Origin of the sequence: Nucisporomicrobium flavum, assembly GCF_016464385.1 — a bacterium.
GTDB lineage: Bacteria > Actinomycetota > Actinomycetes > Mycobacteriales > Micromonosporaceae > Actinoplanes > Actinoplanes flavus_A.
This window is the reverse complement of the sequence record NZ_JADMLH010000002.1, coordinates 722,474-734,081: the sequence shown is the minus strand read 5'-3', so window position 1 is coordinate 734,081 and position 11,608 is coordinate 722,474. Positions and strand designations below refer to the sequence as shown.

The window sequence follows — 11,608 nt, the reverse complement described above, 5'->3', positions numbered from 1 at the left end:
GCCAGTCAGCTCAGGCACGTGGAAGAATCGCGCTCATGACGTCCGCCATCTTCGGCGATGGACTGCCGATGACCGAGGAGCGCTTCTTCGCGCTCGGTGAGACTCGCGAGCGCGTCGAACTCTTCGACGGGAGCCTGTACGTGACGCCCGCCCCCACCCCCCGCCACCAGCACATCTCCTCTGAGCTGACGTTCGCGCTGAGGCGAGCGGCCCGCGAAGCAGGGCTCTTCGTGCTGGAGGCCGTGAATGTGCGACTTCAGCACGGACGCATCCCGATCCCCGACCTCGTCATCACGAGACCGATCGATTTCGATCAGCTCGTCGTTGACGCGGAGGCCGTGCTGCTCGTGTGCGAGATCGTCTCGCCGTCGAACGCCTCCGCCGACAAGGTGCTGAAGATGCACTACTACGCCGCAGCGGGGATCCCCTGGTATCTGCTGGTCGAGCAGGAAACCGGCGCTCTGCACCTCTACCGGCTCAAGGGCCAGCATTACGCCGAGCACTCGGTTACGCCGTGGGGCGAGGTTCTTCACCTGGAAGAGCCGGTCAGGGCCGCGATCGCCACCGCGGAGCTGCTGCCTCCCAGGTGAACCACACCGCCGCGAGCCACGAACCGTTTCCGGGGTTCCCCGCGCGGGGAGATGGGCCCTTCTTTGTCGTACCCGTCCCCTAGGGTCTGGTTCATGAGCGTGGATCACTTCGACGAGGCCGGTGCGGCGGTCCAGGCAGCCCTCGACGCGGGCGCCCGCTATGCCGACGCCCGGGTCATGCTGCGCCGCACCGAGACCATGAGCGCCCGGGACGGCGAGGTCGAGGACCTCAGCTCCGACGAGAGCGCCGGGCTGGGGGTGCGGGCCCTGGTCGGCTCCAGCTGGGGCTTCTACGCCGTACCCGATCTGTCCGACGCCGCCGCCCGCGCGGCCGGGCGCCGGGCCGCCGAGATCGCCGCCGCCAGCGCTCTCGTGCCCGGGCCGGCGATCGACCTGGTCCCGGCCGGCGCCGGGACGGCCAGCTGGGCCAGCCCGTGCGAGATCGACCCGCTGTCCGTGCCGCTGTCCACGAAAGGCGATCTGCTGGTCGCGGCGACGGCCGCGGCCCGCGACGCCGGTGCGGACCTCGCCGAGGGCATCTACCAGATCTGGGACACCCGCAAGTGGTTCGTGTCCAGCGACGGCCACCGCATCGACCAGCACATCCGCGAGTGCGGCGCCGGCATCACCGCGAGCGCGTACGGCGACGGCGAGATCCAGCGCCGCTCGTGGCCGTCGCACCGCGGGCAGTACGGCACGCGCGGCTGGGAGCTCGTCGACGAGCTGGCGCTGACCGACAACGCCGCTCGGATGGCCGATGAGGCGCGGGCGTTGCTGACGGCGCCGCTGTGCCCCTCCGGTGAGACCACGCTGATCCTCGGCGGCGAGCAGCTCGCCCTGCAGATCCACGAGTCCGTCGGCCACGCGATCGAGCTCGACCGCATTCTCGGCTGGGAGGCGGCGTTCGCGGGCACGTCCTGGCTCGACCTCAGCCGGCTCGGCACGCTGCGCTACGGCTCCGAGCTCATGAACATCACCATCGACCCGACGATCCCGGGCGCGCTGGGCAGCTTCGGCTACGACGACGAGGGCTCGCCCGCGACCCCGCGCGACGCCGTACGCAACGGCATCTGGGTCGGCGTGCTCGCCGGGCGCGACTCGGCAGCGATGGCCGGCCTCGACTATGCGGGCAGCGTGCGCTCGGACGGCTGGGCACGGCTGCCGATGGTGCGCATGACCAACGTCGGCCTCGAGCCGGGGCCGCACACCCTCGACGAGATCATCGCGGCCACCGACGACGGCGTCCTCATGGACATCAACCGCTCCTGGTCCATCGACGACCGGCGGCTCAACTTCCAATTCGGCTGCGAGATCGGGTACGAGGTGAAGAACGGCAAGCGCGGCCGGATGCTGCGCAACCCGACGTACACGGGGATCGGGCCCAAGTTCTGGCAGTCGATGGACATGCTCTCCTCGGAGACGGTCGCGTGGGGCACGCCCAACTGCGGCAAGGGGCAGCCCGGCCAGGTGGGCCACACCGGGCATCCCGCGGCGCCGGCACGGTTCACGAACGTACGGGTGGGGGTCCGGGGATGAGCACGCCAATGACGTCCGAAGTGGACCTGGCCGGCCGGGTCGTGGAGCTGACCCGGAGCCTCGCCGGGGCCGGCGCCGAGGCGGAAGTCGTCGCCGCGCACTCGGCCGAGGCGCTGACCCGGTTCGCCAACTCCGCGATCCACCAGAACGTCGCCGACGCCACCACGACCGTCAGCCTTCGCCTGCACCTCGACGGCCGTACGGCATCCGGTTCCACCACCGTCACCGACGCCGACGGGCTGCGGTCGCTGGTCGAGCGTACGGTCGCCGCGGCCCGGCTGTCCCCGCCCGACCCGACGTGGCCCGGCCTCACCCCGCCCACCCCGCTTCCGGCCGACGCCGGGTACGACGAAGCCACCGCGGCGGCGGGACCGCGGGAACGAGCGAACCGGGTCCGCGACTTCGTGCAAGCCGCCGAAGGGCTGGAGACCGCGGGATTCTGCCGCACCGCGTACGCGTCCGGCGCCTTCGCCAACACCGCCGGCCACACTGTGCACGGCCGCTCCGCCGAGGCCGCCATGGACGGCATCGCCCGCCTCGCCGGGGCGGACGGCGTAGCCCGGCGCGCCGCGGGACGCCTGGCCGAGCTCGACGGCGCCACCCTGGGCGCCCAGGCCGCCGCGAAGGCGCGCGCTGCCACATCCCCCGTCGAGCTGCCGCCGGGACGTTACGAGGTCGTGCTCGAACCCACCGCGGTGGCCGACCTGCTCGACAACCTGGCGACCTTCGGCTTCAACGGCAAGGCGTACGCCCAGCACCAGTCCTTCGCCGAGCTGGGCGCCCAGCAGTTCGACCGCAGCATCACCATCACCGACGAGCCGCTGGGCGCAACGCTGCCGTTCGACATGGAAGGCACGCCCCGCGCCGCGCTCCTCCTCGTCGAGGACGGCGTCACGCGCGCGGCCAGCCACGACCGCACCTCCGCGGCCGAGGCGGGCGCGGCGTCCACGGGCCACGCGTCCGCGGCCTCCCGCTCCTGGGGCCCCATCGCCACGAACCTCCACCTCGCGGCGGGACCGATCGCCAACGCCGTACCGGAACCGAGCACCGGCCCCACCGCCTCCTCGGCCCGCGCTCTCGTCGCCGGCATGCGCCGCGGCCTGCTCATCACGGACCTCTGGTACACCCGCGTGCTCGACCAGAAGAGCCTCGTCATCACCGGCCTCACCCGCAACGGCGTCTGGCTCGTCGAGAACGGCGAGGTCACCGCGGCGGTGGGCAACCTGCGCTTCACCCAGTCGTACCCGCAGGCACTCGGGCCGGGCGCGGTCCTCGGGGTGGGCGCGGAAGCGGTATCCCTGCCGGACCGCTGGTCAGGCGTGCGCTACACGGCCCCGGCGCTGCACCTGGCGTCCTGGAACCTGACCGGCAACGCGTCGGGCTGACGCGAACGGGGTCGCGAATGGCGGGTGCTTGCCGGAGGCGGGGCGGGCGCTTGCCGGGGGCGGGGCGGGCGCTTGCCTGGCGCGGGGCGGGCGGGTGCCGCCGGCGGCGGCGTATTGACTGTCGTGTTTCACTGGGGCCGTGAGCGACACGCCGCATGAGCAGGGACGGAACCCGGACGCCGAGGGAGCCGGGCCCGGCGACGCCGTCGAGCCGACGACGGGCCCACCGGCCGGCGCAGCTGCCGCCGGAGCGGTCCCGAGCGGCGGCGGAGTCCCGGCCAAGGCGACCTCACCCGCAGCCCCGGACACCAGCACCGGCTCGAAAGCCGGCCCGCGGCGGGGCGGCGGTTCCACGGCCGGCACGCGGCCCGGCGCCAGCTCGCCAGCTGGCACAGGAGCAACGCCGGGCGCACGAGCAGCAGCCAACGCAGGAGCAGCAGCCAACGCAGGAGCAGCGCCCGGCGCAGGAGCTGACACGAGCACGCAAGAGCAGCCCACCACCCCGCCCGGCACCACTGCCCCCAGATTCCGCGCCGGGAAGGCGACCCCCGGCCGTACCCGCGCCGCACGCCTCTCGCCCGCCGGGCCCGAGACCGACGCCCGCAAACGTCGCCGCCGTCGCTGGCTGGTGGCGGGGATCTCGGTCGGTGCCGCCCTGCTCGTCATCGCGTTCTGCGCCGGTGGGCTCGCCGTCCTCTCGACGGTCGCCGACCTGCGCGACGATGCCGCCGAGGCCCATGAGGACCGCAGCCTCCGCGACGCCGCCTGCCTGGAGCTGGAGCAGCGCCTCAACCGGCTCACCCCGCCCGGTGCCACCACGTCGCCGCAGGCCCGGGCAACGGCCGTACGGGACGAGAATGCCGCCGCTCGGATCTACGTGACGCAGGTGCGGGACCGCCGGGCCGCCGACGGGTGGCGAGAGTTGGTGGATGCGCGTACCGCGTATGCCGAAGGGTTGGATGCGCAGGCGAAGTCGCGTACCCCCGCGTTCTTCGTCGCTCCCCGGACCGGCGACGGCCGGGCCGTGGCCGACGAGCTGGCCCGCAGTTCCCCGGAAGCCTGCGCCGGACCGCTCCGCCGCCTGGCCGCACCCGACCTGTAACCGGGAAGCCGGGCCCGGCCACCGGCCGGGCCACACCCGTGAGCAGGCCCGGTCACCGCCCGGAAACGGACCTCAGGCCCTAAGCCTTCCCTTACGCGGCATCGACCTGACCTTCGTTGTAACGTGTGCCACACATTGCGGACGCGCATCCCCGGAGCAATCACGTTCACGGGCGCCCGCCGGCAGAGCAGGTCCAACAGCACTGTCAGGGAGAGCAGTCAATGACGACGACGGCAACGAGGCCGGATGCGGGGCGTGCTCGCGCCGCCATCGCGGCGAGGACGTTGCGGACGGACCGGTGGTGGATTCCGCCGCTGGTGACCTTCGTAGGGCTCAGTGCGTGGGTGATCTACGCCACTGTCCGCGTGTTCATGCACAAGTGGTACTACGTCGACCAGTATCACTATCTGACCCCGTTCTACTCGCCCTGTCTCACCGACCGGTGCGTCGAGGGGTCCGCGGAGTTCGGCACGCCGCTGCCGTCCTTCTGGCTCATCCCGGAAGCCGCGTTGACCCTTCCGTTCCTCTTGCTCTTCCGGCTCACCTGTTACTACTACCGGAAGGCGTACTACCGCGCCTTCTGGCTGTCGCCGCCGGCCTGCGCCGTGCCGGACGGGCACAAGAAGTACACCGGTGAGACGCGGTTCCCGCTGATCTTCCAGAACGTCCACCGGTACGCGTTCTACGCCGCCGCGATCATCTCCGTGATCAACACCTGGGACGCGGTCGTGGCGTTCCAGTCCGGGGAGAAGTTCGGGTTCGGGCTGGGCAACATCGTGCTGGTGATCAACGTGGTGATGCTGTGGGCGTACACGGTGTCCTGCCACTCGTGCCGGCACATCGTCGCCGGGCGGCTGAAGCACTTCTCCAAGCACCCGGTGCGCTACCGCTTCTGGGTCTTCGTGTCGAAGTTGAACGCAAAGCACATGCAGCTCGCCTGGATCACCCTCGGCACGCTCGCCCTGACCGACTTCTACGTCATGGCGGTGTCGGCCGGCTGGTTCTCCGACCTGCGCTTCATCAACTAGAGGGCCCCCAGACACATGACTACGCGAATCGAACGACACCACTACGACGTCGTCGTCATCGGCGCGGGCGGCGCCGGGCTGCGGGCCGCCATCGAGGCCCGGCTGGCCGGCAAGAAGACCGCGATCATCTCGAAGTCGCTGTTCGGCAAGGCGCACACGGTCATGGCCGAGGGCGGCGCCGCGGCGGCGATGGGCAACGTGAACAGCCGCGACAACTGGATGGTGCACTTCGGTGACACCATGCGCGGCGGCAAGTTCCTGAACAACTTCCGGATGGCGGAGCTGCACGCCAAGGAGGCCCCGGAGCGGATCTGGGAGCTGGAGACGTACGGGGCGCTGTTCGACCGTACGAAGGACGGCAAGATCTCTCAGCGCAACTTCGGCGGCCATGAGTACCCCCGCCTCGCGCACGTCGGCGACCGTACGGGCCTGGAGCTGATCCGTACGCTGCAGCAGAAGATCGTGTCGCTGCAGCAGGAGGACTTCGCCGAGACCGGGAGCTACGACTCGCGGATCCGGGTGTTCGCCGAGACGACGATCACGGAGCTGCTGCTCGAGGGCGACCGCATCGCCGGCGCGTTCGGCTACTACCGCGAGACCGGCGAGTTCATCCTGCTGGAGGCGCCCGCGGTCGTGCTGGCCACCGGCGGCGTCGGGCGGTCGTACAAGGTGACCTCCAACTCCTGGGAGTACACCGGTGACGGGCACGCGCTGGCGCTGCGCGCCGGGGCGACGCTGATCAACATGGAGTTCCTGCAGTTCCACCCGACCGGCATGGTCTGGCCGCCGTCCGTCAAGGGCATCCTGGTCACCGAGTCGGTCCGCGGCGACGGTGGTGTGCTGCGCAACTCCGACGGCAAGCGGTTCATGTTCGACTACGTCCCCGACGTGTTCCGGCACCAGTACGCCGACACCGAGGAGGAGGCGGACCGCTGGTACACCGACCCGGACAACAACCGGCGCCCGCCCGAGCTGCTGCCCCGCGACGAGGTGGCCCGCGCCATCAACAGCGAGGTCAAGGCCGGCCGCGGCACGAAGTCCGGCGGCGTGTTCCTCGACGTCTCCACGCGCATGCCGGCCGAGACGATCACCCGGCGGCTCCCGTCGATGTACCACCAGTTCAAGGAGCTGGCCGACGTCGACATCACCAAGGAGCCGATGGAGGTCGGACCGACCTGTCACTACGTGATGGGCGGCGTCGAGGTGGACCCCGACTCGGGTGCCGCGTTCGGCCACGTCGAGGGCCTGTTCGCGGCCGGCGAGGTGTCCGGCGGCATGCACGGCTCCAACCGGCTGGGCGGCAACTCGCTGTCCGACCTGCTGGTGTTCGGCAAGCGCGCGGGTGAGCACGCGGCCGCGTACACCGACGCGCTGCCCAAGCGCCCGAAGGTGGCCACCGCGGACGTGGAGGCCGCGGTCGACACCGCGCTCGCGCCGCTGAGCCGGGAGAACGGCGAGAACCCGTACACGTTGCAGCAGGACCTGCAGGCCGTCATGGGTGACCTGGTCGGCATCATCCGCCGCGAGGCGGAGCTGACCGACGCGCTGAAGCGGCTGCAGGAGCTGAAGGTGCGCGTGGCGAACGTCGGCGCGGCCGGCGGCCGGCAGTACAACCCGGGCTGGCACCTGGCCCTGGACCTGCGCAACATGCTCGTCGTCTCGGAGTGCACGGCGAAGGCCGCGCTCGAGCGCGAGGAGTCCCGCGGCGGTCACACCCGCGAGGACTTCCCGAAGATGAGCCCGGAGTGGCGCAAGGTGAACCTGGTCTGCTCGCTGGACGAGGCGGGCGACGTGCATCTGGAGCGCAAGCCGCTGCCGAAGATGCGCGACGAGCTCCTCGGGCTCTTCAAGCGCAGTGAGCTCAGCAAGTACCTGACCGATGAGGAGCTCGCCGAGTTCGACGCGATCACGACGGAGGCCAACTGATGAAGCGCCACTTCCGGATCTGGCGGGGCGACTCGTCCGGCGGCGAGATCCGCGACTTCCAGGTGGAGGTCAACGAGGGCGAGGTCGTGCTCGACGCCATCCACCGGCTGCAGGCCACCGAGGCGCCGGACCTGGCGTGCCGCTGGAACTGCAAGGCCGGCAAGTGCGGCTCCTGCTCGATGGAGATCAACGGCAAGCCGCGGCTGAGCTGCATGACGCGGATGTCGACGTTCGAGGAGAACGAGACCGTCACCATCACGCCGCTGCGCACCTTCCCGGTGATCCGCGACCTGGTGACCGACGTGTCCTTCAACTACGAGAAGGCCCGCGAGACGCCCGCGTTCGCGCCGCCGAAGGGCGTCGCGCCCGGCGACTACCGGATGAAGCAGGTGGACGTCGAGCGCTCGCAGGAGTTCCGCAAGTGCATCGAGTGCTTCCTCTGCCAGAACACCTGCCACGTCGTGCGTGACCACGAGGAGAACAAGAAGGCGTTCAGCGGCCCGCGCTTCTTCATCCGCGCGGCCGAGCTGGACATGCACCCGCTGGACGACCGTACGGACCGCAAGGAGTACGCGCAGGCCAGCCAGGGCCTCGGCTACTGCAACATCACCAAGTGCTGCACCGAGGTCTGCCCGGAGCACATCAAGATCACGGACAACGCCATCATCCCGATGAAGGAACGGGTGGTGGACCGCCGCTACGACCCGCTGGTCTGGCTCGGCCGCAAGATCTTCCGGCGCGACCAGCTGGACGACTCCAACGGCCACGGCTCGCACGGCCACGGCTCGCACGGCAACAGCACCGGCGGATCCGGGCAGTCGATGGCGCCGAGCACGTCGGAAGGCGTCACGGGCGTCGCGGCCGGGCTCGGCAAGTCGGGCGCCCCGCTGCCCACCGCGCCGGCGCTCAACCCGGACGGCAGGCTCGACGTCGCCGAGCTGCTCGCGGAACGGCCGGGTGGCCCGTCGCCCTTCGGCGACGACCAGCAGTTCCCGCTGCCCAACGTGACCTACAACCACCCCGAACCGGGCAAGGACTGATCGCGAGGGACCCGCTTTCCGGCGGGTCCCTCTCCTTTTCCGGTACGGATCCACCCGCCGACAACCGCATCACCCCGTCGGCGACTCGCGGCATGCGGCACCCGGGCGCGCCTACTCCCCTGGCTCCCAGATCAGCATCTGGCGGTGCTGACCGAAGCCGTTCCGCAGGTAGAAATCCACCGCGCGACGCCCCGAGTGGACAGTCACATGCTCCAGCCCGCGGGCCCTCGCCTCGTTCAGGATCGCCGCCATCAGCGCGGCACCGACGCCGCGGTTGCGGTGCCCCTCACGCACCATGACCGACTGGATGTCGCCGTACCAGCGGCTCGTCGCCGCGCCACCGGGCACCCGTTCGGCGACGAGCAGCCAGGCCGCACCGATCACCTGCCCGTCGACCTCGGCGACGAACGGCAGGTGCGTCTCCGCATGGGCCGCCACCCAGCCGGCGAACGCCGCGAGCCCGCCCTCGCCGATGTCACGTAGTCCGGCGAGCGCCGCCATGTCGGCCTCCCCGCCCCTTCGCACGATCATGGAAGGATTCTCCGTCGTCGGCGAGGATCGTCTGCTCGTAGGTGTTCGGCCCCCAGGCCTGATAGCGGCACGCCAGAGCGGCGTCCGGCCACGGACAAGCGCGTGAGCCGCGGTCGATCCCAACCCGCCCATACTTGGTGGGTGCATGCGGAGACTCCGCTTCCCGCGGGAAGGATGACGCAGGGCATCGTCCGCCGCGGTGGGCAACTCCTGCGGCCGATGGGTTCGTGGTCCGGGGCCGTTCATGAGTATCTACGGCACTTGGAGGCCGCCGGATTCGCCGGTGCGCCCCGGTTCCTCGGCGTTGATGGGAGCCGCGAGGTTCTCACGTTCCTCGAAGGAGACGTGCCGGCCGATCCGCAGTGGCAGCCCGGGCGTGGGCATCGGCTGCCACCCTTCGCCCGGTCCGAGGCCGCCCTGGTTGCGGCCGCGGGGCTGGTCCGACAGCTTCACGAGGCCGCGCGTGGTTACCGGCCGGCCGACACCGGGTACCGGTTCCACCCCTGCCCGCCTCGCGTCGGGGAGATCGTCTCGCACGGTGATCTCGGCCCCTGGAACACGGTCTATCAGGGTGGTGTGCCGGTGGCGTTCATCGACTGGGATGCGGCCGGCCCGGTCGACCCCGTGGTGGACCTCGCTGCGGCGGCATGGGAGTTCGTTCCGTTGGCCCCGCCCGCGCAGTTACGGGAGGCGGGATTCGATCCCGTACCGGACATCGCGGCCCGGCTCCGGCTGTTCGTGGACGCGTACGGGCTGACCGGTCCACCGGCCGTCCTTCCCGCCCTGCAGCGGTGCCGGGTGCTCGCGGCCGGACGTGTGCAGCACGCGCCCGTGACGCCCTCGCAGGCCGCCGATGTCCTGGAGCACCACGCCCGCGAGTTGCGATGGCTGCAGTCCGTCCTCCCCGAGCTCGATCGGGCGTTGGCGGCCTGAGCTGTCGTACACGAGTTCTAAAGCCGGCGTAGAGTGGCCGCCGTGGGTGCTTATCAGCCGTCGATGCTCGACCTCATGGGCGGGGCCGGCCCGACCGTCGATCCGCTGCCCGGCCGCCTGGTCCGGCACCGGTTGACCGCCGGCGCGTGGGTGGACGTGCTGCCCGGCTGGGTGCACGGCTCCGACGACGTCTTCCGGACGCTGCTGACCGAGGTCGACTGGCGTGCCGAGCGCCGCCAGATGTACGACGGGGTGGTCGATGTCCCGCGGCTGCTGCGCTGGTACGGGCGCGACGAGCAGCTGCCGCATCCGGCGCTCACCGAGGCGCGCGAGGCCCTGTCCGCCCACTACCGCGCCGAGCTGGGCGAGCCGTTCGTGACCGCCGGCATGTGCCTGTATCGTGACGGCCGTGACAGCGTCGCGTGGCACGGCGACACCCTGGGCCGCTCGTCGCGCGAGGACACCATGGTGGCGATCGTGTCGTTCGGCTCGCCTCGCAACCTGATGCTCCGGCCGCGGGCGGGCGGCGCGGAGACGCTGCGGTTCCCGCAGGGCCACGGGGATCTGATCGTGATGGGCGGTTCCTGCCAGCGCACATGGGAGCACGCGATCCCGAAGACGGCCAAGCCGGTGGGCCCGCGGGTGAGCGTGCAGTTCCGCCCGATCAACGTCGCGTAGAAGCTTGGAGAAAGCTGCATCCATCCCGGCCGGTCGTAGCGAAGACCCGGGTGACGGCACCCCGCCGATCACGGGTCCACGACTTCACCGACGAAGGATGTGCGCAGATGAACGTGGCAAGACTGCTCGCTCGTACCGCCGCCACCGCCACCGCTGCCGTGCTGGCGGTCACCGCGGTGGGCGCCGCCGGCGCCTCCGCCTCCGGCAAGACCGGCACGCGGTCGCTGGCCGCGGTCCTGACCAAGGACACGAGCGGCTTCGACCGCAACAGCCGCGACTTCGACGTCCTCACCGCCGCGGTGCTCGCCGTGCTGGACGCCAAGCCCGCCAGCCCGGTCAAGGTGCTCACCGACGGCAAGGTGGCGCTGACCGCGTTCGTGCCGACCGACGCGGCCTTCCAGAAGCTCGTCGCCGACATCACGAACAGCCGCAAGCTGCCGAGCGAGAAGCAGGCCTTCACGGCCGTCGCGGGCCTGGGCATCGACACGGTCGAGGCGGTGCTGCTCTACCACGTGGTGCCGGGCGCGACGATCGACCGCAAGGCGGCCCTGAAGTCCGACGGCGCGAAGCTGACCACGGCCGGCGGCGGCAAGGTCACTGTGGACGTCACCCGCTGCTGGTACGGCCCCCGGTACATCCGCCTGGTGGACGCGGACCGCTCGGACCGCGACCCGCGCGTGGTGAAGTACGACATCAACAAGGGCAACAAGCAGATCGCGCACGCCATCGACCGGGTGCTGCGCCCCTCCGACCTGCCGTAACGAGCGCTTCCTTCGTGGTGGGGGGGGGCGGGGGGGGGGGCCCCCCCCCCGCCCCCGCCCCCCCCCCCCCCCCCGGGGGGGCCCCCCCCCGCGCCCCC

At 71.2% G+C, this 11,608-nt stretch carries 11 protein-coding genes; 10 read left to right on the top strand and 1 reads right to left on the bottom strand.

The features are described from left to right. Positions 1-35 precede the first annotated feature (35 nt). The 7 genes from IT780_RS07585 (at position 36) to IT780_RS07555 (ending at position 8,607) form a co-directional block, all read left to right on the top strand. On the top strand, positions 36-590 hold the full coding sequence (locus tag IT780_RS07585) for a Uma2 family endonuclease (protein WP_199510661.1): 555 nt from the start codon (positions 36-38) through the stop codon (positions 588-590). Positions 591-689: 99 nt separating this feature from the next. Then, the gene (locus IT780_RS07580) at positions 690-2,126 is read left to right on the top strand and encodes a TldD/PmbA family protein (protein WP_199510823.1); all 1,437 of its coding nucleotides are present in this window, start codon (positions 690-692) and stop codon (positions 2,124-2,126) included. Positions 2,127-2,134: 8 nt separating this feature from the next. Continuing rightward, complete coding sequence (locus tag IT780_RS07575) at positions 2,135-3,511, top strand: TldD/PmbA family protein (RefSeq protein WP_199510660.1); 1,377 nt, start codon at positions 2,135-2,137, stop codon at positions 3,509-3,511. 628 nt (positions 3,512-4,139) lie between these two features. Further along, a complete protein-coding gene (locus IT780_RS07570; RefSeq protein WP_199510659.1) occupies positions 4,140-4,613 on the top strand; it encodes a hypothetical protein in 474 nt (157 codons plus the stop codon). Positions 4,614-4,834: 221 nt separating this feature from the next. Next, the gene (gene sdhC / locus IT780_RS07565) at positions 4,835-5,641 is read left to right on the top strand and encodes a succinate dehydrogenase subunit SdhC (RefSeq protein ID WP_199510658.1); all 807 of its coding nucleotides are present in this window, start codon (positions 4,835-4,837) and stop codon (positions 5,639-5,641) included. 15 nt (positions 5,642-5,656) lie between these two features. Then, complete coding sequence (locus tag IT780_RS07560; protein WP_199510657.1) at positions 5,657-7,567, top strand: fumarate reductase/succinate dehydrogenase flavoprotein subunit; 1,911 nt, start codon at positions 5,657-5,659, stop codon at positions 7,565-7,567. Continuing rightward, positions 7,567-8,607 carry a succinate dehydrogenase/fumarate reductase iron-sulfur subunit gene (locus IT780_RS07555; protein ID WP_199510656.1) on the top strand — a complete coding sequence of 347 codons (1,041 nt, stop codon included), beginning with the start codon at positions 7,567-7,569 and terminating at the stop codon, positions 8,605-8,607. Before IT780_RS07560 ends, IT780_RS07555 begins: the two co-directional genes overlap by 1 nt. Positions 8,608-8,718: 111 nt before the next feature. On the opposite strand, the gene IT780_RS07550 is transcribed toward IT780_RS07555, so the two are convergent. After that, positions 8,719-9,138 (bottom strand): GNAT family N-acetyltransferase, encoded by a 420-nt coding sequence (locus tag IT780_RS07550; protein ID WP_233412287.1) that lies wholly within the window; start codon positions 9,136-9,138, stop codon positions 8,719-8,721. Positions 9,139-9,399: 261 nt separating this feature from the next. Here IT780_RS07550 and IT780_RS07545 point away from each other — a divergent pair, with 261 nt between their 5' ends. From IT780_RS07545 to IT780_RS07535, 3 genes are all read left to right on the top strand, one after another. After that, positions 9,400-10,071, top strand: coding sequence for a phosphotransferase family protein (locus IT780_RS07545; protein ID WP_199510655.1), 672 nt, complete (start codon positions 9,400-9,402; stop codon positions 10,069-10,071). 63 nt (positions 10,072-10,134) lie between these two features. Beyond that, positions 10,135-10,749 (top strand): alpha-ketoglutarate-dependent dioxygenase AlkB, encoded by a 615-nt coding sequence (locus IT780_RS07540; protein ID WP_199510821.1) that lies wholly within the window; start codon positions 10,135-10,137, stop codon positions 10,747-10,749. Between the two features lie 107 nt (positions 10,750-10,856). Beyond that, a complete protein-coding gene (locus tag IT780_RS07535; protein ID WP_199510654.1) occupies positions 10,857-11,510 on the top strand; it encodes a fasciclin domain-containing protein in 654 nt (217 codons plus the stop codon). The last annotated feature ends 98 nt before the right edge of the window (positions 11,511-11,608 follow it).

Bases quoted from the DNA above. Each gene is read 5' to 3' on its own strand.
- IT780_RS07585 (WP_199510661.1), top strand. From the start codon at position 36: ATGACGTCCGCCATCTTCGGCGATGGACTGCCGATGACCGAGGAGCGC.
- IT780_RS07575 (WP_199510660.1), top strand. From the start codon at position 2,135: ATGACGTCCGAAGTGGACCTGGCCGGCCGGGTCGTGGAGCTGACCCGG.
- sdhC (WP_199510658.1), top strand. From the start codon at position 4,835: ATGACGACGACGGCAACGAGGCCGGATGCGGGGCGTGCTCGCGCCGCC.
- IT780_RS07560 (WP_199510657.1), top strand. From the start codon at position 5,657: ATGACTACGCGAATCGAACGACACCACTACGACGTCGTCGTCATCGGC.
- IT780_RS07555 (WP_199510656.1), top strand. From the start codon at position 7,567: ATGAAGCGCCACTTCCGGATCTGGCGGGGCGACTCGTCCGGCGGCGAG.
- IT780_RS07550 (WP_233412287.1), bottom strand. From the start codon at position 9,138: ATGATCGTGCGAAGGGGCGGGGAGGCCGACATGGCGGCGCTCGCCGGA.
- IT780_RS07540 (WP_199510821.1), top strand. From the start codon at position 10,135: ATGCTCGACCTCATGGGCGGGGCCGGCCCGACCGTCGATCCGCTGCCC.
- IT780_RS07535 (WP_199510654.1), top strand. From the start codon at position 10,857: ATGAACGTGGCAAGACTGCTCGCTCGTACCGCCGCCACCGCCACCGCT.